Origin of the sequence: Micromonospora tulbaghiae (assembly GCF_900091605.1) — a bacterium.
Taxonomy (GTDB): Bacteria; Actinomycetota; Actinomycetes; order Mycobacteriales; family Micromonosporaceae; genus Micromonospora; species Micromonospora tulbaghiae.
This window is the reverse complement of sequence record NZ_FMCQ01000002.1, coordinates 269,754-292,828: the sequence shown is the minus strand read 5'-3', so window position 1 is coordinate 292,828 and position 23,075 is coordinate 269,754. Positions and strand designations below refer to the sequence as shown.

The window sequence follows — 23,075 nt, the reverse complement described above, 5'->3', positions numbered from 1 at the left end:
CTCGGCCGGTCGCCCCCGTCCTCGATCGGGTGGTGCGCCGCCGCCCAGGCACGAGGGCGGCATCGAGGCTGCTTCGAGGTCCCGCTGATTCAGTCGTGGTGAAGGCTCGACGACGAGCCGCGAACCGATCGACGGCCGCGCCGGCAGGCACGGCACCGTCCAGGATGGCGGAGGACCGACATTGACCACGGTAGGAGCCCGGCGGAAAAGAAGTGTGGCGGCGCGCCTGGGCGGGTGGAGCGCGCGTCACCGGTGGTGGGCGATCCTGATCTGGCTGTCCTTCGTGGTGCTCGCCACGGTGGTCGGCAACGCGGTGGGCACCACGCCGATGCAGAGCTACGAGGGCCAGAACGGTGACTCGCGCCGAGCCCAGCAGATCATCGACGAGGCGGGCTTTCCCGACGTGGCCCGCGAGATGGTGCTCGTACAGGCCCGTGACCACGGCGTCACCGTGGACAGCCCGGAGTTCCGCCAGACGGTGCAGGAGATCCGCAGCGCCGTCGAGGCCACCGGTCAGGCCACGCGTGTGACAACCCCGTACGACGGGACGGCACCGGCCCCGCGCACCGCGGACGGCACGACCGCGCTGGTGCTGTTCGACATGACCGGGGCCGGTGACAGCGCCGACGAGCGGGTTCAGCCGGTCCTGGACGCGGTCGCGGACGTACAGGACCGTCACCCCGGGCTGCGGGTGGAGCAGGCGGGCGCCGCCAGCGCACAGCGGCTGGCCGGGGAGGCGGTCAACGACGACTTCCGGCGAGCGGAGGCCCTGTCACTGCCGATCACCGCGATCATCCTGCTGATCGCCTTCGGCACCCTGCTGCCCACGCTCATCCCGCTCGGCGTGTCCATGACGGCGTTCTTCGCCGCCACCGGCCTGCTGGCCCTGGCCAGCAAGGTGCTGCACGTCGCCGACACCACCACCAACCTGATGCTGCTGATCGGGCTGGCCGTGGGTGTCGACTACTCCCTGTTCTACGTCCGGCGGGAACGGGAGGAGCGAGCCCGCGGCCGGTCCAGGGAACACGCGCTGGAGATCGCCGCGGCCACCTCCGGCCGGGCCGTGCTCATCTCCGGCGTCACGGTGATCGTCGCGATGGCCGGCATGTTCCTCACCGATCACGGCGTGTTCATGGGCTTCGCCCAGGGAACGATCCTGGTCGTGCTCACGGCCATGGTGGCCTCGGTGACCGTGTTGCCCGCGACGCTCGCGGTGTTCGGCGACGCGGTTGACGCCCGGGTGATCCACGGCATCGTCCGGGTGGGGACCCGGGGACGGGTCACCTGGCCCCGCCGCCTCGGCGGCCGTGCCGGAGGCGGCCGGGCGTGGAACGCCGTCCTCACCGCGGTACTGCGCCGTCCATGGACCGCCACCCTCGTCACCGCCGGCGTGCTCGTGGCGCTGGCGGCGCCCGTCATCGGCATCCGGCTCGGCCAGCCCGGCATCGACGACCTCCAGGGCGACTATCCGATCGCGGCTACGTTCAAGGCGATCGACAGGTCCTTCCCGGGTGGCAACGAGCCGGCCACTGTCGCGGTTCGGGCGAATGACGTGTCCAGCCCGGAGATGCGGGACGCCATCGAGCGCCTCAAGGGGCAGGCCCTGTCCACCGGTGTGGCGCACGAACCCGTGAGCGTGCAGGTCAACCCGGCCGGAACAGTGGCCACGGTCCAGCTCAGCATCGGCTACGGCGACCAGGGCCGCGCGGCGGTGGCGGCCCTGCGGGAACGGATCATTCCCGAGACGGTGGGCGCGCAGCCCGGGGCGCGCGCGTACGTCACCGGCAACATGGCCGCCACCGTCGACTTCAACCGGCAGATGGCCCGCACCGCACCACTGGTGCTGGCGTTCGTGCTGGTGTTCGCGTTCCTCCTGCTGCTGGCCAGCTTCCGCTCGATCACCCTGGCGATACAGGCGATCGTGCTGAACCTGCTCTCGGTGGCCGCCGCCTACGGGGTACTGGTGCTGGTGTTCCAGCACGGCCACGGCGCGGACCTGCTCGGTTTCACGCCGGGCCCCATCGTCAACTGGCTGCCGCTGTTCCTGTTCGTCATCCTGTTCGGGTTGTCCATGGACTACCAGGTCTTCATCCTCAGCCGGATCCGCGAGGCGTACGACAGCGGGATGACCACCGAGCAGGCGGTCAGCGCCGGGATCCGGTCCTCCGCCGGGGTCATCACCAGCGCCGCCCTGATCATGGTGGCGGTGTTCGCGGTGTTCGCGACCATGTCGCTGCTGAGCTTCAAGCAGATGGGCGTGGGGCTGGCGGTGGCCATCCTCATCGACGCCACAGTGGTGCGCGCGGTCCTGCTGCCGGCCACGATGAAGTTGCTCGGCACCCGCGCCTGGTACCTGCCCAACTGGCTGTCCTGGTTGCCCACGCTTCCGCACGGCGAGGTCACCGAGGAGGCCGACGATCCGGCGGTGCGGCCCGATCCGGTGGCGGTGAGCTGATCAGCGCCATCGGGGCCGTCGTACCGGACACACGTCCGGTACGACGGCCCCGACCGTCAGCCCGCCAGCTCCCGGACGCCGTCGCGCCCGACCGCCGACGCCGCCTCCTCGTCGTAGCGGGCGGCCACGTGCGACAGCGCGGTGAGCAGCCGCTCACTTGTCATCTCCCCGCCGCCGCCGCGCCGGTCCACGCGTACCGGCATGCGGCCCGGCCGGGCCCAGACCAGCCGGCCCCGGTCGGTGAGATAGCCCCGGGCCTGGCCGGCGTTGTCCGGGTGCAGGCAGTACGGGATGTCGAGCACGCCCCGCTCGAAGGCCCGGCAGAGCGCGAGACCCACGTCCGGGTCGAGTTCCAGCACCGCTTCGACAAGCGTGCGCGCCTCGGCGTAGATGCCGGTGTCGGCGACGCTCGGCCGTGCCGGCGGCTCGGCCGCGGCCACCCGGGCGGCGTGCACGAGCGCCGCGACGTTCTCCTCGACGGTGGGGATGCGGTGCGCCTCGGCCGGGGTCTTGACGATCAACCGCGCCGCTCCACCTCGTACGGCGAGACGCGCGGCCGCCCCGAGCAGCCGCAGCGCACCCGGCCGCGTGCGCGGATACACCCCCATGTAGGTGTACAGCACCACATGGGTGTCCAGTCCGGGCAGCAGCTCGCCGGTCAGCCGGTGCAGCGCCGCCAGCGCCTCCTCGTCCTGTTCGGCGCACGTCTGCTGGGCGTAGCTGAGTGACAGGCTCCGCAGCCCGTGCTGCCGGAAGAACATGCCCTCGAGCACCGTCACGGCCACCAGCAGGCTGGGCGGGCAGAGTTGCCCGAGCAGACAGCCGCCGAAGCTCTCCAGGTGCGGCTCCACACCGGCGTCGCGCATCCGGGCGAAGCGGGCGCAGCAGCGCGCCCAGCTGCGCACCGCCTCGCGCAGCGGCACCCGGCTGTACGGCAGGCAGTAGGAGACCGGGCCGCCCTCGGTGGCGTCCACGCCGGTGCGCAACAGCGCGGCGAAGATGTCCTCGGGCAGCGCCGAGCCGTGCCGGACCTGCACCGGTACGCCGTGCCGGCGCGCACCGTCGAGCACCCGGCGGGTCACGTCCGGCGGGTGCGCCACGATCGGGTACCCGTTGAGCGGCGCACCCTCGGCTAGGGCGCGTTCGGCCGCCTCGTGGTCACCCAGCCGGGTGTAGCTGTCGAGGGTCAGGGTGGCCACCGTCGTGGCCGGCGCCCGGGCCACAGCGTCCAGTCCGGCCCGCATCGTGGCGGGGTCGCCGAAGCCCATCCGGGGCTGCACGACGAGCGCGCCGCGGGCCCGCGCGGCGGCGACGGCCGCAGCGAACGGGCCCGGCGCCACGACCGCACCGGCCTCGTTCATCCGGGCCGCCCGGTGGTCGTCAGTTCGGCCCGGCCGAGGTACTCCAGGAACCGGTCGCGGTCCGCGCCGTCGTGGAACACGGCGGTGTAGCCGGCCGCGAAGAGCTCGGCGACCTGCGCCGGGCCCAGCTTCCCGTCGACGCCGAGCTTGCCGCCGATGACCAGGGGCAGGCCGGCCAGCTCCGGGTCGGCACGCAGGACGGCGGCGAGCCGCTTGCCGTCGGTGCAGCCGTGCCCGTTGACGCTGGAGACGACCGCCAGGTCCGGCCGGTGGGTGCGGCACGCGGTGGCGAACAGCTCCGCCGGCACACAGGCACCGAGGTTGATCACCCGATGGCCGGCCTCCTCCAGCAGCAGCTGGAGGTAGACCAGGTTCCACGTGTGCGCGTCCGAGGAGACCGTGCCGAGCACGACGGTGCGGCCACCGCGCGCGGGAGGCCGCTCGACGACCGGCGACAGGGTCACCCACGTACCCCCGCGGCCAGCGCGGCGTCGAGGAACCCGTCGATCCGCTCCAGGCCCCAGAACCGGTGCCGCCCGACGACGAAGTACGGAACCGCGAAGATGTCGTCCTGGTAGGCGCCGGCCAGCGCCGCCACGGCCTGGGCCCGCGTCGCCGGATCGCAGGCCGCGGCGTTCGCCCCGGCCGGGTCGACGCCCGCCTCGATCGCCGCGGCGGCCACCACCGCCGGGTCGCTGATGTTCTCGCCGCGTTCCCAGCGGGCCGAGACCATCGCCTGATAGAACTGCCACCCGCGCTGGTGCTCCCGGGCGTAGAGCCAGGCCATGTGCGGGATGGACCAGTCGACGTCCACCTCCGTCGGCCACACCATCCGGTATCCGAACCGCTGGGCCAGCCGCTCGGCGCCGACCAGCAGGTAGGTGTGCTTGGCTCGGCTGACCGGCGTGTCCAGGAAGCTCGCGTCCGCCTCGGCCAGCGCGGTCCGCATGGTGTCGTCGGGCACCCAGTGCGGCACGAAGGTGACCACGTCCGGGGCATCCGGCCAGCGTTCGGTGAGCTGCCGCACGGCCAGCCAGCTACGCGGGCTGCGGAACGAGAAGTAGAGCCGGGGAGGCTTGCGCATGTCGGGTGTCGCTCCTCGTGATCAGACCAGGGTGGGTACGGGCAGCGTCGCGAGGAACCGCCGGACCTCGCCGGCGACCTCGGTCACCTGCTCCAGATGGCAGAAGTGACCGCCGTCGGGTCGGGTGTGGGCGGTGGCCGACGGCATGGCCCGTAGCAGCGCGTCGGCGCGGGGTCCGGCGAGGGCCGGGTCGAGCGCTCCGCTGACCACCAGCGTGGGCTCGCGGACCGCGCTCAGGTCGAGGTCGGCGGTGGTGACGAACTGGCGGAGCAGCGCCACGAAGCCCAGCGGGCCCACCCGGTCGAGTGCCTTGGCGACGACCGTGCCGACCAGGTCCGTCGGGAGTGTCCGCCCCCGCTCTCCCATCCGGCGGCGCACCCCCTCGCCGATCACGCCGCGGAACCGGGCCAGCTCGCGCTCGAAGAGCTGCCAGGTGACCGGGTCGTCGGAGGGCCGGAAGTACGGGGCGAGCAGGACCGCGCCGGCCACCGGTGGCCGGTCCGTCGCGGCGAGCAGTTCCAGCACCCCGTTCGCACCGAACGAGTGCCCGACGAGCACGGCGGGCGGCTGGGGCAGCAACTCCAGTGCGCGCCGTAGCAGCACGGACGGTCCGGTGCGGTGCACCCAGCCGTAGTCGGCACCGGCCCGCCAGGGCAGGTCCAGGGCGTAGGGAGTCCACCGCGAGCCGGCGGTCAGCTCGTTCGCGAACGGCCGCCAGGTCTGCCAGGAGTCCTCGAGGCCGTGCACGAACACGAGCGCGGGTCCGCCGCCCGCACCGCGGTGCACGGCGAGGCGTTCGCCGTCGTATTCGGTCTCGCCGACGGGGTACCAGGTCACGGCGCACCTCCGGGCGGCCGTCCGCCGCGGGGCCGACATGCGGCGGCGCCCGCGGCGGGACAGGGGTCGAGTCGGATCAGTCCTGCCAGCCGGCGTACTGCTTGACGACGTCGTGCACCGCCCGGAGGTTCTCCATCCGGGGCAGTTCGGTCTGCGGGATCTCGATCTTGTACATCTTCTCCAGACGCGCGAGGATCTCGATGGCGCGCAGCGAGTCCGCGTCGTGGTCGTCGACGAAGTGGCTGGTCTCGGTGATCTCCTCGGGCTCGACCTCGAGCACCTCGGCGACGACCTCGCGCAGCTCGTTCATCCGGTCACTCATGACCTGGGTCATCTGTCTTCCCTTCGTGTGTCGGTTGGCTCAGTCGGTCGGTCCGGCGGCCAGTTCGGATTCCGGCCGGGCGACCGCGAGCATCGAGCCGACGACGGCGATGCGCCGGTCACCGACCCAGGTCTCGCCGCGCATGACCGCGCTGTTCGGTTTCAGCGACTCCACCACCACCTCGTGGCGCATGACGTCGCCCGGGTACGCCGCGCCGGCGAACCGGAAGTCGCGGGCCGCGCCGAAGACCAGGGTGCCCCGGGGTTCGTCGCCGCCGGCCCGCGCGGAGAGCACCCAGAGCGCCGCCCCGGCCTGCCCGAGCGACTCCACGATCAGCGCCGGCGGGAACGCGTACGCGCTCGCCGGCAGGCCGTCGGTGAGGCCGGCGAAGCAGGGCTCGGTGCCGGTGACGGCCTTGACCGCGACGATGCGCCGGCCCGGCTCGACCTCCAGGACCCGGTCGATCTGCAGGATCGGGTGCCGGTGCGGCAGGATCGCGGTGAGCTCGGCGTACTCAAGCATCGGCCGGCTCCTGCGACAGGACCAGCAGCTCCAGGCTCACCTTCGCGGTGACCTCGCCGTCGTGGCGACGGCAGTCGGCGTCCACCCGCACCCGCTGCCCGCCGTCCGGGTCCTCCCGCAGACGGCACGCTGCCGTCAGGACGTCCCCCGGCAGCAGGGGCGCCCGGAACCGGACCGACCGCACCGCGGCCAGCTCGACCCGCACCCCCGGGCCCCGGCCGGCCTCGACGGCCCGCCGGGCCGCCTGGTGCACGGTCTCCACCGTGAACACGCCCGGGTAGATGGGGAAACCGGGGTAGTGACCCACCAGGTACGGGTCGTCGGCCACGATCCGCTTGACCGCGGTCACCCCGTCGGCGTGCACCTGCACCTCGTCGACCGCGTCCAGTGGCACGGCGAAACTGCGGCTCATGGCTCTCCTTCGCGATCCGCTACGGGTATTCCATCCGCGCCGGCTCGAGACCGGCTCAGGGCCGACTCAGGGCCGGCTCGGGCCTCAGAGCACGATTCCGCCGTCGACCTGGAGCACCTGGCCGGTGATGTAGGCGGCGCGGTCGGAGGCCAGGAAGGACACCAGGTCCGCCACGTCGGCCGGCTGTCCGAGCCGGCGCAGCGGGATCATGCCGGTGGCCTTCGCCCTGGCCTTCTCGGTCAGCCCGGCGGTCATGTCCGTCTCGATGAACCCGGGCGCCACCACGTTCACCCGGATGCCGTACGGGCCCAGCTCCTTGGCCATCGCCCGGCTCAGCGAGTTGATCCCGCCCTTGCTGGCCGAGTAGTTGGCCTGGGCGGCGTTGCCGTACACGCCGGCGACCGACGACACGTTGACCACCGTGCCGAGCTTGCGCTTCATGAAGCCGAACGCGACGCTGCGGCAGAAGTTGAACGTGCCGGTGAGGTTGGTGCCGAGCACCGCCTGCCAGTCGTCGAACGGCATCAGCACGAGCGGACTGTCCCGGATGATGCCGGCGCTGTTGACAAGCGTCCGTACCGGCCCGAGCTCCGCCTCGGCGGCGGCGACGAACTCGCTCACCGCGTCCGGGTCGGCCACGTCGCAGGCGGCGTGGAAGCACCGCACCCCCCGCTGCTTGATCCCGTCGGCGGTCTCCGCTGCCGCGTCGCCGCCCGCGCGGTAGCAGAACGCCACGTCGTACCCGTCCTCGGCCAGCCGCAGCGCGACGGCGCGGCCGATGCCGCGGGAGCCTCCGGTGACGAGCGCGGTGCGTTGCTCCACCACTACTCCCCCGGCTCCGCGCGCTCGGCGCCGTCCGCGGCCATCGCCGCGACCAGGCTCTTCGGCCGCATGTCCGTCCACTCGCGCTCGACGTGATCGAGGCAGGCCTGCCGACTGTCCTCGCCGAAGCTGACCTGCCATCCCTCCGGCACCGGCACGAACGACGGCCACAGCGAGTGCTGCCCCTCGTCGTTCACCAGCACCAGATACCGCCCCTCTTCGTTCTCGAACGGGTTGCTGCTCATCTGTCCCCCTCGGGGTCGGCGCCGGCGCGGACGCCGGCGGTGGTCTGGTCGCCGGCGGCGGCGGCGGCATGCCCGCCGGTCCCGGCGTGCGTGTCGTCGGCGGCGTGCCGGTCGGCCTCGGCGTCGATCGCCGCGAGGCGGTCGGCGAGCACCCGGCCGACGGCGGCCAACGGCTCCGGCTGGGTCATGTCGTTGTGCCGGCAGTCGACGTCGTGCGTGCGCACGCCCGACAGGTGCGGTCGCCACGCGGCCACCGGGTCCAGGCTGGGCGCCCGGTCCCGGGTGGCCACGAACAGCAGCGCGTCGAGGTCCACGTGCCCCGGCCGGTGCTCACGGGCCAGCCGGGTGTTGTTGGCGAACACCTCGTACAGCGCGGTGAGGTGTCGCGCCTCCAGCCGGCCGAGCACGCCCTCGTTGCGGTTGAGCAGCTCGGCCACCTGCTCCTCGCCGGCCGGCGCACCGTCGGCGTCGGCCGGGTAGCCGGCGAGCTGAAGCATCCCGGCGAGGAACTCCGCGCGGTTCAGCGTGCCCCCGTCGGCCCGCTCCGCCTCGGTCTTCGGGAACGCGTCCAGCATCGCCAGCAGTGCCACCCGCTCCCCCCGCGCACGCAGCCGGGCCGCGATCTCGTGTGCGACCAACCCGCCGAACGACCAGCCGAGCAGGTGGTACGGGCCGGTGGGCTGGACCTCGCGGATTCGGGCCAGGTAGTCCTCGGCGACCCGCCCGACACTGTCCGGCAGGTCCTCCTGCCCGGCCAGGCCGGCGGACTGGAGCCCGTAGATCGGGCGGTCGGTGAGGTGCCCCATGAGGCCGGAGTAGGACCAGCTGAATCCGCTTGCCGGGTGGATGCAGAACAGCGGCGGCCGGGCGCCGTGGCGGCGCAGCGGCAACAGCACCTCGAACGCGCCCCGGCCGTCGTCGCCGGTGTCCAGCCGGTCGGTCAGCTCGGCCACCGAGGGCGCCTCGAACAGCGTACGCAGCGCCAGGTCCACCCCGAAGGTGGCGCGTACCCGGCTGATCAGCCGGCTGGCCAGCAGCGAGTGCCCGCCCAGGTCGAAGAAGCCGTCGTCGATGCCCACCTCGGACACGCCGAGCACCTCGGCGAACAGGCCGCACAACACCCGCTCGCGATGGCTGCGCGGGCCGCGCCGGTGGGCTCCCGCGCCGGTGTCGGTCGTGTCCGGCACCGGCAGTGCGCCCCGGTTGAGCTTCCCGTTCGGGGTCAGCGGCAGGTCGTCGAGGACCACCACGGCCGCGGGCACCATGTACTCGGGCATCGCCGCGGCCACCAGCGCCCGCAGCGCGGCCGGCTGCGGCGACGCGCCCGGGGCCGGCACCACGTACGCGACCAGCCGCTGGTCGCCGGGGCGGTCCTCGCGGACGACCGCCGCGCACCGGGCGACCTCGTCGGAGGCGGTCAGCAGCGCCTCGATCTCGCCCAGTTCGATGCGGAAGCCGCGCAGCTTGACCTGGTCGTCGACCCGCCGCAGGAACATCAGCTGGCCGGTGTCGGTCCAGCGCACCACGTCACCCGTGCGGTACATCCGGGTGCCGGGAGGGCCGAACGGATCGGCCACGAACCGGCCCGACGTCTGGCCCGGCCGGGCCAGATACCCGCGGGCCAGGCCGCCACCGGCCACGTACAGCTCGCCCGGTACGCCGGGCGGCACCGGACGCAGCCGGGCGTCGAGCACGTACAGGCGGGTGTTCGCCAGCGGCCCGCCGATCGGCAGCGGCCCCGGCGGCACCTGCCGGCCCGGCTCGATCCGGTACTCGGTGCAGTTCACAGTGGTCTCGGTCGGGCCGTACATGTTGTAGACGGCCACCCCGGGATGCCGCTTGCGCCAGTCGTCGACCACCTCGCCGAGCAGCAACTCCCCGCCGAGCAGCAGTTCGTCGGTCGGCGCGTAGTCGTCGGGCAGCGCGGCCAGCAACGGCAGGTGGCTGGGAGTGGCCTTGAGGAACGTGCAGGCGTGCCGGGCCAGCCGCCGCCGGGTGGCCGGATCGTCGTCCAGGCCGGCGACGTGCACGGTGCCGCCGACGGTGAGCGGCACCCACATGCCGGTCACGCTCAGGTCGAACGACACCGACGAGTGCAGCAGCACGCTGCCGCGAACGCCCCGGTAGCCGCCCCCGGCGAAGGTGAGGTAGTCGGTGAGCGAGCGGTGCTCGATCACCACCCCCTTGGGCCGCCCGGTCGAGCCGGAGGTGTAGATGACGTACGCCGGGTTGTGCGGCCGCGGGGCGGCGCGGCCGGTGCCGGGCGACGGCTCGGCGGCGACACCGTCGGGCTCCACCTGATCCACCAGCAGCCGCGGCACGTCGCCGGCCCGCCCGGCCGGCAGGGCGGTCGCCGTGGCCGCGTCGGTGAGCAGCAGCGCCGGTACGGTGTCGGCGAGCATGAAGGCGATCCGGTCCGCCGGGTAGCCCGGGTCGACGGGCACGTACGCGCCGCCGGCCTTGAGCACCGCGAGCAGCCAGCCGACCAGCCGGGCGGAGCGGGGCAGCGCCACCGCGACGAACCGCTCCGGTCCCACGCCGTGCGCCACCAGCAGCCGGGCCAGCCGGTCGGTCTGCTCGTCCAGTTCGGCGTAGGTCAGCTCGGTGTCGGCGTCGACCAGGGCCGGGGCGTGCGGCGTACGGGCGACCTGCGCGGCGAACAGCTCCGGCAGGGTCGCCGCCGGCACCGGCGCTGCCGTGTCGTTCCACGTCACCAGCACCTGCCGGCGTTCCTGCTCGGTGAGCAGGTCCACCGCGCCGATCGGCTGCTCCGGGTCGGTGGCCAGCGCGTCGAGTACGGCCTGGAACCGCGCGGCGATCCGCTCGACCGTGGCGTGGTCGAACAGGTCGGCGCTGTACTCGATCCGGCCGGACAGGCCGGCCGGCGCGTCGTCGGCGTCGGCCCGTTCGGCGAGACTGACGTTCAGGTCGAACTTCGCCCCGCCGGTGCCCGCGGTCAGGGCGGACACGGCCAGCCCGGGCAGCGCCACGTCGAGCCGGGCGTGGTTGTGCACCGCCAGCACCACCTGGAACAGCGGATGCCGGGCCACCGACCGGGCCGGGTTCAGCACCTCGACCAGCCGCTCGAACGGCACGTCCGCGTTCGCGTACGCGGCCAGGTCGGTGGCGCGGACCCGGTCCAGCAGTTCGGCGAAGCTCGGGTCACCGGCGGTGTCGGCCCGCAGCACCAGCGTGTTGACGAAGAAGCCGACCAGCCCGTCGAGGGCCTCGTCGACCCGGCCCGCGACCGGCGTGCCCAGCGGGATGTCCTCCCCCGCCCCGAGGCGGGTCAGCAGCGCGGCCAGCGCGGTCTGCGCGACCATGAACAGGCTCGCCTGCCGGTCCCGGGCCAGGCCGGTCAGCCGGCCGTGCAGCTCGGCCGGCACCTCGAAGGTGACGCTGCCGCCCCGGCGGGAGGAGACCGCCGGCCGGGGCCGGTCCACCGGCAGCTCGAGCTGCTCGGGCAGGCCGGCCAGGGCGCCGGCCCAGTAGGCGGTCTGCCGGCCGGCCAGGCTCGCCGGGTCGGCCTGGTCGCCGAGGGCCTGCCGCTGCCAGATCGCGAAGTCCGCGTACTGCAACGGCAGCGGGGTGAACTCCGGCGCGCGTCCGGCCCGGCGCGCCGTGTACGCGGCGGCGAGGTCCGCCGACAGCGGTCCGGCCGACTGCCCGTCGCTGGCGATGTGGTGCATCAGCAGCAGCAGGACGTGGCTGTCCGTGGCGAGGCGGAACAGGTGCGCGCGCAGCGGCGGCTCACCGGCCAGGTCGAACCGGTGCCCGATCGCCGCGGCCAGCACGGCCGGCAGCTCACCGGCGGTCACGTCCCGCTCCGCCAGCGCCGGCACGGCTGCCGCCGGGTCGAGGATCCGCTGGTACGGCTCGCCGTCGACCTCGACGAAGACGCTGCGCAGTGTCTCGTGCCGGGCGGTGACGTCGGCCAGCGCGGCACGCAGCGCGCCTCCGTCCAGCTCGCCGTCGAGGCGCAGCGCCAGCGGCACGTTGTAGCTGACGTCGGAGGCGTCGAATCGGTTGAGGAACCACAGCCTGCGCTGCGCGTACGACACCGGCACCAGCGGCGGGCGCGGGGCCGGGCGCAGCGGCGGACGGCTGTCCTGCCCGGCCAGCAGCCGGGCGGCGAGGCCGGCGACGGTCGGGGTCTCGAAGACCGACCGGACCGGCAGTTCCACGCCGAAGACCGTACGGACCCGGTTGACGATCCGGGTGGCCAGCAGCGAGTGGCCACCGAGGGCGAAGAAGTCGTCGTCCACACCCACCCGGGCGGCGCCGAGCACCTCGGCGAAGACCCCGCAGAGCAGTTCCTCCTGCGGCGTGCGGGCGGCCCGGCCCGCGCCGCCCGTGGAGAAGTCCAGCGTGGGCAGCGCCCGGCGGTCGACCTTGCCGTTGGCGCTCAGCGGTAGCGCGTCCAGGACGAGCACCGCCGAGGGGACCATCGCGTCCGGCAGCCGGCCGGCGACGTGCTCGCGCACCGTCTCCGGTGCGGCGTCGCCGACCACGTAGCCGACGAGCCGGTTCGTGCCGGCCGGGTCGGTGTTCACCGCCACCGTCGCGGCGGTCACCCCGGGGGCGCCGCGCAGCGCCGCCTCCACCTCGCCCAGCTCGATCCGCTGTCCACGGATCTTGACCTGGTCGTCGGCGCGGCCGAGGAACTCCAACTGGCCGTCCGCGCGGTGGCGGACCCGGTCGCCGGTGCGGTAGAGCCGGGCGCCGGGCCGGCCGGAGAACGGGTCGGCGACGAAGACGGCGGCGGTGCGCGCCGGGTCGCCCAGATAGCCCCGGCCGACCCCGACGCCGCCGACGCAGAGTTCGCCCGGCACGCCGGGGGGCACCGGCTGGAGGTTCGCGTCCAGCACGTACAGCCGGGTGTTGCGCACCGCGCGGCCGATCGGCACCCGGTCACCCGCGGCGTCGGCCGGCACCGTGACGACCGCGTGGGTGACGTCGTCCGAGCACTCCGTCGGCCCGTACGCGTTGAGCAGCGGGACGGAGGGGTAGCGGGCGAGCCACCTGTGGCACAGCTGCGGTGGCAGCGCCTCGCCGGTCACCAGCAGCCAGCGCAGTGCCGGCAGTCGCGGCGGCGGCGCGCCGGCGTCCCACGCGTCCAGCGCGGTGCGCAGCAGCGACGGCACCACCTCCAGGACGGTCACCCGGTGGGCGTCCGCCCGGCCGAACAGCGCGCCGGGGTCCAGCGCCGTCTCGTCGTCGACGACGTCCACCGCGCCGCCGGTGAGCAGCGAGGCGAGCATCTGCCACACCGACACGTCGAAGGTGAGCGCGGCGTTCTGCACGACGACGTCGCCGGCGGTGAGATCCAGGTCCTCCACCTTGGCCAGCAGGTGGTTGAGCATCCCCTGCCGGTGCACCATGGCGCCCTTCGGGCGGCCGGTGGAACCGGAGGTGAAGATGACGTACGCGAGGTCGTCCGGGCCGGCCGTCAGTGGCGCCGGCGGCGTCACCGGACCGGTACCCGCCAACGGCAGCACGGTGATCGGCACCCCGGCGCGGGCCACCACCTCGGCCGCCGCCGCCTCGTACGCGGGGTCCACCAGCAGCCACCGGCTGCCGCTGCCGGCCAGCAGGTCGGCGTTGCGCGCCACCGGCGAGCGCGGGTCCAGCGGCAGATAGGCGCCGTCGGCGGTGAGCGCGGCCAGCACGCCGGTGACGGCGTTCACGCCCCGGTCGGTCAGCAACGCGACGAGCGCGCCCCGCCCGGCACCGGCGGCGCGCAGCCGCGCGGCGAGGGCGTCGGCGCGGGCGAGCAGCCCGGCGTAGGTGACGGTCTGCCGGGGGTCGGTCACCGCCACCGCGTCGGGTCGGGTGGCGGCGACCGCCCGGATCAGCGCCACCGTGTCCTCGTCGGGCAGCGGCCGCCCGGTGACGTTCCAGTCGTCGAGCACGAGCCGCCGTTCGTCCCGCCCGACCACGTCGACGACGCCGATCGGCGCGTCGGGGGTGGCCACCGCCGCCTCCAGCATGCGGATGAGTCCGGCGAGGATCCGCTGGGCGGTCGCGTCGTCGAACAGGTCGGCGCTGTAGTCCAGCCGCCCGTCGATGCCGCCGTTCGCGCCCGGCCGTTCGGTGAGGTCGATCGACAGGTCGAACTGGGCGGCGTGCGCGCCGACCTGGTCCACGGTGACCCGCAGCCCCGGCAGGTCCAGTTCCACTGTGGCGTTGTTCTGCAGGACCACCATGACCTGGAACAGCGGGTTGCGGGCCATCGACCGGGGCGGGTTGAGGATCTCCACCAGCCGCTCGAACGGAGTGTCCTGATGGGAGTAGGCGGCCAGGTCGGCGGTGCGGACCCGGTCGAGCAGCTCCCGGAAGGTCGGATTGCCGGCGGTGTCGGTACGCAGCACCAGCGTGTTGACGAACATGCCGACCAGGTCGTCGAGGGCCTCGTCGGTACGCCCGGCGATCGGGCTGCCGATCGGCACGTCGGTGCCGGCGCCCAGCCGGGTGAGCAGGGCCGCCAGGGCCGCCTGGAAGACCATGAACAGGCTCGCCCCGGTGGCGTGGGCGAGCGCGTCGAGCCGCTCGTGCAACGCCGGTTCGACGACGAAGCTCAGCATGCCGCCCTGGTGGGTGGCGACCGGCGGGCGCGGCCGGTCGGCAGGCAGCGTCAGCTCCTCCGGGACGCCGGCCAGGGCGTCGCGCCAGAACCGCACCTGCTCGGCGATCGCGCTGCCCGGGTCGGACTCGTCGCCGAGCACCGCCCGCTGCCAGATGGCGTAGTCGGCGTACTGCACCGGCAGCGGGCCGAACTCCGGCTCGCGGCCGGCGACGCGGGCGGCGTACGCGGTGGAGAAGTCCCGGCCCAGCGGCGCCATCGACCAGCCGTCACCGGCGATGTGGTGCAGCACCAGCAGCAGGCGGTGCTCCCCGTCGCCGAGGGCGAAGAGCCGGGCCCGCAGCGGCGGGTCCACGCCCAGGTCGAAGCCGCGCGCGGTCTCCGCGAGCAGAAGTTCACGCAACCGGTCCGGGTCGGCCGGCTCGGCGGTGACCTCCGGGCAGGCCGCGTCCGGGTCGAGGACCACCTGGTACGGGTCGCCGTCGACGTCGGGGTAGACGGTGCGCAGGCTCTCGTGGCGGGCGATCACGTCGCGCAGCGCGGCGCGGAGGGCTGCCACGTCCAGCTCACCGGTCAGCCGCAGCAGGATGGGGATCTTGTACGGGGAGTCGGCGCCGGAGAGCCGGTTGATGAACCAGAGCCGGTTCTGCGCGTAGGACAGCGGGATACGGTCCGGGCGGGGCATCGGCGTGAGCGCCTGCCGGGCCGCCTTCGCCCCGCCGAGGCGCTCGGCCAGGCCCGCCACGGTGGGCGACTCGAACAGATCCCGGATGGCCAGTTCCGCGCCCAGCGCGGTGCGGATCCGGCTGACCAGGCGGGTGGCCAGCAGCGAGTGGCCGCCGAGCGCGAAGAAGTTGTCCTCGATGCCGACCTCGGTCAGGCCGAGCACGTCGGCGAAGAGCGCGCAGAGCGTCTCCTCCTGCCGGGTGCGCGGCGCCCGGCGAGTGGAGCCGGCCGTGTAGTCGGGTGCCGGGAGGGCCCGCCGGTCCACCTTGCCGTTGCCGGTCAGCGGCAGGGCGTCGAGCGTCACCACCGCGGCCGGGACCATGTACTCGGGCAGCACCGTGGCGGCTCGGGCGCGCAGCGTCTCCGCCTCGGGGGTGGGTGCGTCGGCGGCCGGCACGACGTACGCGACGAGCCGCTTGTCGCCGGGGCGGTCCTCGCGCACCACCACGGCGACCTGGCCCAGGCCGGGTTCGCGGGCCAGCACCGCCTCGATCTCGCCGAGTTCGATCCGGAAGCCGCGGATCTTGACCTGTTCGTCGGCGCGGCCGACGAACTCCAGTGCGCCGTCGGGGCGCCGGCGCACCACGTCGCCGGTGCGATACATCCGCTCCCCGGCCGGGCCGAACGGGTCGGCCAGATACCGTTGCGCGGTCAGCCGGGGCCGGTTCAGGTAGCCCCGGGACAGTCCGGCTCCGGCGACGTACAGCTCACCGGCCGTCCCGGGCGGCGTGGGACGCAGGAAGTCGTCGAGCACGTACAGCCGCATGTTGTCCAGCGGCCGCCCGATCGGCACCGAGTCGGGCACCTCGGCCACCGCGCGCATCAGGTGGTGGGAGGCGAAGGTGGTGGTCTCGGTCGGGCCGTAGCCGTCACCGACCACCAGGCCGGGACAGGCGGCCAGCACCCGACGCACCATCGGTGCGGGCACCACGTCGCCACCGGTCCAGACCTCCTGCACCCGGGCGAACGCCTCCGGGGCCTCCTCGGCCAGCAGCCGGAACAGCCCGGCGGTCAGCCAGAGCGCGCTGACCGCGCCGCCGGACAGGACCGCCCGCAGATCGTCCATGGTCAGGTCGCCGGGCGGCGCGACGACCAGCAGGCCGCCGCTGAGCAACGGCACCCACAGCTCGTACGTCGAGGCGTCGAAGGCCAGCGGCGAGTGCAGCAGGACGCGGCGCTGCCGGTCGGTACGCCAGCAGCGGTCCCCGGCGAGGCTCACCACGTCGTGGTGGGTGACCATCACGCCCTTGGGGGTGCCGGTGGAACCCGACGTGTACATGACGTAGGCGAGCTGCCGGGGATGGGCCGGCCGGTCCGGGTCGGCGTCCGGCCGGGCGGCGATCTCGGCGGCGGTGGTCTCGTCGTCGACCGTCACCGCCGTCATGCCGTGGTCGAACCGCACATGCGCCATCGCGCGGTCGGTGAGCAGGACCGAGCTGCCGGTGTCGCCGGCGATGTGGGTCAGCCGGTGCGCCGGGTAGCGCGGGTCCAGCGGCACGTACGCGGCACCCGCCTTGAGGATCGCCAGCACCGACACGACCTGGTCGACCGAGCGTTCCTGGAGCAGGGCCACCCGGTCCTCGACCCCGACACCGAGCGCGACCAGGTGCCGGGCCAGCCGGTTCGCCCGGGCGTCCAGGTCACGGTAGGTCAGGCCGGCGCCGTCGACGGTGCGGACGGCCACCTGGTCCGGGGTACGGGCGGCCTGCGCGGCGAACCGGCCGGCCACCCCGCCTGCCGACTCCGGCTCGGGCTGCCCGCTGTCCTTCCACTCGGCCAGAACCAGGTGCCGCTCCGCGGCGGTCAGCACGTCCAGCCGGCCCACCGGCGTGTCGGCGTCGACGGCCACCGCACCGAGCAGCCCGAGCAGCCGATCGGCGAGACGCCGCGCGGCCTCGGCGGGGATGAGGTCGGCGCGGTGGTCCAGGTGCAGGCGGAGCCGCTCCCCGGGGATCGCGGTGACGGTCAGCGGATAGTGGGTGGCATCCCGGCCGGACACCCCGGTCAGCCGCAGACCGGAGCCGGGCAGGCTGAGCAGCTTCGGGTCCAGCGGGTAGTTCTCGAACACCACGAGGGTGTCGAACAGCTCGGCGTGCCCGGCCAGCCGCTGCACCTCGGTCAGCGGAAGGTGCTGGTGGGCCATCAGCGCGGACTGCCCGTCCTGCAGGCGGGACAGCAGCCCCACGAACGGCTCGGCCGGGTCCAGCCGCAACCGCACCGGCAGGGTGTTGATGAACAGGCCCACCATGGTCTCCACGCCCGGGATCTCCGGAGGGCGGCCGGCGACGGTGCCGCCGAAGACGACGTCCTGCCGGCCGGTGACCGCGCCGAGCAGCACGCCCCAGACGCCCTGCAGGATCGTGTTCAGGGTGATCCCGTGGCGGCGGGTCTGCGCCCGCAACGCGGCGGTCAGGTCGGTCGAGAGGTCGACGGTGAGCCGCTCCGGCGGTTGCGGCGCCCGGGCCGGGTCGGCCGGTACGAGCAGGGTGGGCTCGGCCAGGCCGGCGAGCGCGTCGGTCCAGGCGTGCTCCGCGGCCGTCCGGTCCTGCGCGCCCAGCCAGGCCAGATAGTCGCGGTACGGCGCCACCCGGGGCAGTTCCCGGCCGCCACCGGCGTAGAGGGTCAGCAGCTCGCGCATCAGCGTCGGCACCGACCATCCGTCCAGCAGGATGTGGTGGTTGGTGAGCACCAGCCGGTGCGTGGTGTCGCCGAGGCGCAGCAGGGTGAACCGCAGCAGCGGTGGGCGCGTCAGGTCGAAGCCCTCGGCCCGGTCGGCGACGAGCAACTCGCGGGCCCGCTCGGCCCGCGCCGCGTCGGTCAGCGCGCGCAGGTCGTGTTCCCGCCACCCGGCACGCAGCCCGGCGGCCAGCACCTGGACCGACTCGCCGTTGGGACGCTGCCGGTATCCGGCCGTCAGGTTGGGGTGGCGGGCCAGCAGCGCGTCGGCGGCGTCGCGCAGGGCCGCCCCGTCGAGTTCGCCGGCCAGGTCGAAGCAGAGCTGCACGGTGTAGACGTCACGGTCCGGCCCGTCGTAGAGGGCGTGGAAGAGCAGGCCTTCCTGCAAGGTGGACAGCGGCAGCAGGTCGGTCGCGTCCGGCCGGGCGGCCTCGATCGACTCGATCTCCTCCTGGGACAGCGGCAGCAGGAGGTCCGACGGGGTGTGCCCGCCGGCACCCGGCGTGGCGGCGTGCCGGACCAGGGCCTCCAGCGCGGCCAGCCAGTCGTCGGCGAGCGCCCGCACCTCCGCCTCGGCGAGCAGGGTCTGCGGCCAGGCGAAGGTGGCGGCCAGGTGCGGACCATCGGCGTGGTCCCGGGTGACGGCGGTGACCTCGACGGCGTGCGGCACCGCCAGGGCCCCGTCCGCGCCGCCACCGATCGCCTCGGCGTCAGCGGCGACCGCCCAGTCCGCGTCGCCGCGGTCGTCGGCCCGGAACCGGCCGAGGTAGTTGAAACCGATCTGGGCCGCGGGCGCCGCCGCCAGCCGGGGAGCGGTCTCGGTGTTGAGGTGCCGCAGCAGCCCGTACCCGATGCCGTTGTCCGGCACCGCCCGCAGCTGTTCCTTGACCCGCTTCACCGCCCGGCCGGCGGCCGCGCCGCCGGCGAACGCCTCGTCGAGATCGAGCGGCCCCGGGTCCAGGCGGACCGGGTACATGCTGGTGAACCAGCCGACGGTGCGGGACAGGTCCAGCCCCGCGTCGAGCTCTTCGCGGCCGTGCCCCTCCAGGTCGATCAGCAGGTCGGTGCGCCCGGCCGCGCCGCGCCGCCGTCGCCACCGGCCGACGGCCAGCGTCAACGCGGTGAGCAGCACGTCGTTGACAGCGCCGTGGAAGGCAGCCGGCACCCGGGTCAGCAGCGGCCCGGTGCGCTCCGCGGGCAGCGTGACGGTCACCGTCCGCCCGCTGTCCACCGTGTCCCGGGCCGGGTCCAGCGGACGGTCGGCCAGCGGGGCCTCGGCATCGCCGAGCCGGGCCAGCCAGCCGTCCAGTTCGGCCACCCGTTCCGGCCGCGCCGCCTCGGCGGCGAGCCGGCCGGCGAATCGGCGCAGCGAGGCCCGCACCGGCTCCAGCTCGGGGGTACGCCCGGCGGCCACCGCCCGGACGGCGGCGGCGAGGTCGGGCAGCAGGATCCGCCAGGAGACCCCGTCGACCACCAGGTGGTGCAGGGCCAGCAGCAGCCGGCCGGGGCGGTCCGGACCGAGGTCGAACCACATCGCCCGCAGCATCCGTCCCGCGACCGGGGCCAGTCCGGCCTGGACCGTCTTCGCCTGCTCCTCGACCAGCCCGCGCAGCGCGCCGGCGTCGAGCCCGGCGGCGTCGACCCGTGTCACCAGTTCCGCGGCTGCCACAGCGCCGCGCTCGCCGACGACCTGCCGCCACTCACCCGACTCGTCGACGATCAGCCGCATCCGCAGCGCGTCGTGGTGGTCGAGCACCGCCTGCACGCCGGCGACGAGGTGGTCCGACCGCAGCCCGGCCGGCGTGTTCACCAGCATGGACTGGTGGAAGCCGTCGACCGGCCCGTCGCGTTCGCGCAGCCAGTGCACGATCGGTGTCAGCGGCACCTCCCCGGTGCCGTCGTCGTCGGCCACCGCCGTGGCGTCGACCACGACAGCGGCCCCGGCGAGCGCGGCCACCGTACGGTGCACGAAGACGTCCCGGGGGGTGAACGACAGGCCCGCCTTGCGGGCCCGGCTGACCAGCTGGATCGAGACGATGCTGTCCCCGCCCAGGTCGAAGAAGCTGTCGTCGACACCGACCGCGTCCAGGCCGAGCACCTCGGCGAAGAGCCCGGCGAGCAGCGACTCGCCGGCGGTGGCCGGGGTACGCCCGCCACCGCCGGAGCCGAACCCGGGTACTGGCAACGCGCGGCGGTCCAGCTTCCCGCTGGGCGTCAGCGGCAGCGCGGGCAGGCCGACGACCGCCGCCGGCACCATGTACTCGGGCAGCTCGGCGCCGACGTGGGCGCGCAGCGCCACCCCGTCGACAAGCGCGCCGGGAGCCGGCACGACGTAGCCCACCAGGCGCCGTACGCCCGGCTGGTCCTCGCGGACGACGACCGTCACCTGCGCCACGGCCGGATGGCGGGCGAGCACCGCCTCGATCTCGCCCGGCTCGACGCGGAAACCACGGATCTTCACCTGGGCGTCGGCCCGGCCGACGAATTCCAGCGCCCCGTCGGAGCGCCAACGGACCAGATCGCCGGTGCGGTACATGCGCCCGCCGGGCTCGCCGGACGGGTCCGCCACGAAGCGGTCGGCGGTCAGCCCCGGCCGGTCCAGGTAGCCGCGGGCCAGGCCGGGTCCGGCGACGTACAGCTCCCCCGCCACACCGGGCGGAACCGGACGCAGGAACCGGTCGAGGACGTAGGTCCTGGCGCCCGCGATCGGGGTGCCGATCGGCGGGGCGCCGGCGCCGGGGACCAGCGGCGCGCTGAGCGTGGCGGCCACGGTGATCTCGGTCGGACCGTACGCGTTGACCATGCGCCGGCCGGGCGCGAACCGGGCGACCAGGTCCTCGCCGCAGGCGTCACCCCCGACCACCAGGGTGCGCAGTACCGGCGGGGCCACGTCCGGCAGGCCGGCCAGGGCGGCCGGCGGAATCAGCGCGTGTGTCACCCGCTGGTCGACCAGCACCGTCGCCAGGTCGTCACCGACCAGCGGCCCCGGGGAGGGCACGACGAGCGCCGCCCCGGCGCCGAAGGCCGCGCACAGTTCCAGAACTGACGCGTCGAAGCTGGGCGAGGAGAACTGGAGCACCCGGCTGCTCTCGTCGACGTCGAAACCGGTGACGACCGCGCGGGTGAAGCTGGGCAGCCCGGCGTGGGTGACGACGACGCCCTTCGGCCGGCCGGTCGAGCCGGAGGTGTAGATGACGTACGCCGGGTGTCCGGTCCGCAGCGGGGCGAGGCGCTCGGCGTCGGTGAGCGGCCCCGCGGGCTGCGCCGACCAGTCGGTGACCGTCGACTGCTCGTCCAGCCGCAGGTGCGGCACGCCGGTGTCGGGAAGCGCGATCCCGGTCATCGTGGCCAACAGCACCGGCCGGGCGTCCCGGAGCATGAACGCGATCCGGTCCGACGGGTAGTCGGGGTCGACGGGCAACCACGCACCGCCGGCCTTGCTGACCGCGAGCGCGGCGGTGACGAGTTCCGGGCTGCGCGGCAGGACCAGCGCCACCGTCCGCTCCGGGCCCACGCCGTGCGCGATCAGCAGCCGGGCCAGCCGGTCGGCGACCGCGTCCAGCTCGGCGTACGACATGGTGTCGTCGTCGCAGATCAGGGCCGGCGCCTCCGGGCGGGCGGCGACCTGGGCGGCGAACAGGTCGGGGAAGGTGCGCGGCGGCACGGCGGCCGGGCCGGTGGCCCAGGTGCCGAGCACGACGGCGCGTTCCACGTCGTCGAGCACGTCGAGCGTGGCCACCGGGGTCTGCGGCGCGTCCACGACGGTGCTGAGCAGGCGGACCAGACGGTCGGCGATCCGGCGGGTGGCCGGCTCGTCCAGCAGGTCCGCCCGGTGGTCCAGCCGGAGGGTGAGCCGCTCGCCGGGCAGCACGGCCAGGGTGAGCGGGTAGTGGGTGGCGTCGTGGCCGGTGACCGCCGTGACCCGCAGGCCCGTGCCGCCCAGGTCCAGCGCGGACGGGTCCAGCGGGTAGTTCTCGAAGACCGTCAGGGTGTCGAACAGATCGCCGGAGCCGGCCAGCCGGCGGATGTCGGCCAGGCCCAGGTGCTGGTGCGCCATCAGCGACGCCTGCTCGTCCTGCACCCGCACCAGCAGGGCAGCCAGGGACTCGGCCGGGTCGAGGCGGATCCGCACCGGCACCGTGTTGATGAACAGGCCGAGCATCGACTCCACGCCGGGCAGTTCCGGTGGCCGGCCGGCCACCGTGGCGCCGAAGACCAGGTCGTCGTCGCCGGTGAGCGCGCCGAGCAGCAGGGCCCACGCGCCCTGTACGGCCGTGTTGAGCGTGACGCCGAGCCGGCGGGTGGCGGCGGTGAGCGCGCCGGTCAACTCCTCGGGCAGCGACACGGTGAGCTGCCGCGGGGTGGTCGGCCGGCGGCCCGGGTCGGCGGGCGCCAGCAGCGTCGGGCCGGCCAGCCCGGCCAGCGCGTCCCGCCAGGCCTGCTCGGCCGCGTCCCGGTCCTGCCGGTCGAGCCAGCCCAGGTACTCGCGGTACGGGGTGACCGCCGGCAGCGTCCGGTCGTGTCCGCCGGCCACGTAGTGCGCGAACAACTCCTTGGCCAGCAGCGGCATCGACCAGCCGTCGAGCAGCACGTGGTGGTTGGTGAGCACCAGCCGGGACCGGTCCGGCCCGGTACGGATCAGCGCGGCGCGCAGCAGCGGCGGCCGGGCCAGGTCGAAACCGGCGGCGCGGTCGGCGGCGAGCAGCCGGGCCACCTCACCCTCGCGTCCGGCCACCGGATGGCCGCTCAGGTCGTGCTCCTGCCAGGCGGGCGTGACCTCGCGCGGCACCACCGCCACCGATTCCCCGGTGCGGCGCTGCCGGATGCCGACCCGGAGGTTGGCGTGCCGGGCCAGGATCGTGCCGACGGCGTCCCGCATCCGGTCGCCGTCGACCGGACCGGCCAGGTCCAGCACGAACTGCACCGTGTAGAGGTCCGATGCCGTCCCGTCGTAGAGCGCGTGGAACAGCAGGCCCTGCTGCAACGGCGACAGCGGCAGGATGTCCTCGACACGCGACTGCTTCACCACG

The 23,075-nt window shown here is 74.4% G+C and carries 11 protein-coding genes; 1 reads left to right on the top strand and 10 read right to left on the bottom strand.

Going from position 1 to position 23,075, the window contains the following annotated elements; genetic code table 11:
• Positions 1-214 precede the first annotated feature (214 nt).
• Positions 215-2,455, top strand: a complete 2,241-nt coding sequence (locus tag GA0070562_RS06365; protein WP_254663746.1) for an MMPL family transporter — start codon at positions 215-217, stop codon at positions 2,453-2,455.
• Positions 2,456-2,511: 56 nt separating this feature from the next.
• On the opposite strand, the gene GA0070562_RS06360 is transcribed toward GA0070562_RS06365, so the two are convergent.
• From GA0070562_RS06360 to GA0070562_RS06315, 10 genes are all read right to left on the bottom strand, one after another.
• Entirely contained in the window at positions 2,512-3,816 is a 1,305-nt protein-coding gene (locus tag GA0070562_RS06360; protein ID WP_091416784.1) for a methylaspartate mutase, read from the bottom strand.
• Positions 3,813-4,280, bottom strand: coding sequence for a cobalamin B12-binding domain-containing protein (locus GA0070562_RS06355; RefSeq protein WP_225853066.1), 468 nt, complete (start codon positions 4,278-4,280; stop codon positions 3,813-3,815). Before GA0070562_RS06355 ends, GA0070562_RS06360 begins: the two co-directional genes overlap by 4 nt.
• Positions 4,277-4,900, bottom strand: coding sequence for a DsbA family protein (locus tag GA0070562_RS06350; protein WP_091416781.1), 624 nt, complete (start codon positions 4,898-4,900; stop codon positions 4,277-4,279). The genes GA0070562_RS06355 and GA0070562_RS06350 overlap by 4 nt, the downstream gene beginning before the upstream one ends.
• Before the next feature lie 21 nt (positions 4,901-4,921).
• The gene (locus GA0070562_RS06345) at positions 4,922-5,737 is read right to left on the bottom strand and encodes an alpha/beta fold hydrolase (RefSeq protein WP_175438664.1); all 816 of its coding nucleotides are present in this window, start codon (positions 5,735-5,737) and stop codon (positions 4,922-4,924) included.
• A 76-nt stretch (positions 5,738-5,813) separates the two neighbouring features.
• Positions 5,814-6,071 carry an acyl carrier protein gene (locus GA0070562_RS06340; protein ID WP_225853065.1) on the bottom strand — a complete coding sequence of 86 codons (258 nt, stop codon included), beginning with the start codon at positions 6,069-6,071 and terminating at the stop codon, positions 5,814-5,816.
• A 27-nt stretch (positions 6,072-6,098) separates the two neighbouring features.
• Positions 6,099-6,581 (bottom strand): 3-hydroxyacyl-ACP dehydratase FabZ family protein, encoded by a 483-nt coding sequence (locus GA0070562_RS06335; RefSeq protein ID WP_091416774.1) that lies wholly within the window; start codon positions 6,579-6,581, stop codon positions 6,099-6,101.
• Positions 6,574-6,993, bottom strand: coding sequence for a 3-hydroxyacyl-ACP dehydratase FabZ family protein (locus GA0070562_RS06330; protein ID WP_091416770.1), 420 nt, complete (start codon positions 6,991-6,993; stop codon positions 6,574-6,576). Before GA0070562_RS06330 ends, GA0070562_RS06335 begins: the two co-directional genes overlap by 8 nt.
• 84 nt (positions 6,994-7,077) lie before the next feature.
• Positions 7,078-7,818, bottom strand: coding sequence for a 3-oxoacyl-[acyl-carrier-protein] reductase (gene fabG, locus GA0070562_RS06325; RefSeq protein WP_091416767.1), 741 nt, complete (start codon positions 7,816-7,818; stop codon positions 7,078-7,080).
• Complete coding sequence (locus GA0070562_RS06320) at positions 7,818-8,060, bottom strand: MbtH family protein (RefSeq protein ID WP_091416763.1); 243 nt, start codon at positions 8,058-8,060, stop codon at positions 7,818-7,820. The genes fabG and GA0070562_RS06320 overlap by 1 nt, the downstream gene beginning before the upstream one ends.
• Entirely contained in the window at positions 8,057-23,071 is a 15,015-nt protein-coding gene (locus GA0070562_RS06315; RefSeq protein ID WP_139135440.1) for a non-ribosomal peptide synthetase, read from the bottom strand. The genes GA0070562_RS06320 and GA0070562_RS06315 overlap by 4 nt, the downstream gene beginning before the upstream one ends.
• Between the last annotated feature and the right edge of the window lie 4 nt (positions 23,072-23,075).

What these genes read in the sequence shown, in the direction of transcription:
- GA0070562_RS06360 (WP_091416784.1), bottom strand. Translation starts at nt 3,816, where the DNA reads ATGAACGAGGCCGGTGCGGTCGTGGCGCCGGGCCCGTTCGCTGCGGCC.
- GA0070562_RS06350 (WP_091416781.1), bottom strand. Translation starts at nt 4,900, where the DNA reads ATGCGCAAGCCTCCCCGGCTCTACTTCTCGTTCCGCAGCCCGCGTAGC.
- GA0070562_RS06340 (WP_225853065.1), bottom strand. Translation starts at nt 6,071, where the DNA reads ATGACCCAGGTCATGAGTGACCGGATGAACGAGCTGCGCGAGGTCGTC.
- GA0070562_RS06320 (WP_091416763.1), bottom strand. Translation starts at nt 8,060, where the DNA reads ATGAGCAGCAACCCGTTCGAGAACGAAGAGGGGCGGTATCTGGTGCTG.
- GA0070562_RS06335 (WP_091416774.1), bottom strand. Translation starts at nt 6,581, where the DNA reads ATGCTTGAGTACGCCGAGCTCACCGCGATCCTGCCGCACCGGCACCCG.
- GA0070562_RS06330 (WP_091416770.1), bottom strand. Translation starts at nt 6,993, where the DNA reads ATGAGCCGCAGTTTCGCCGTGCCACTGGACGCGGTCGACGAGGTGCAG.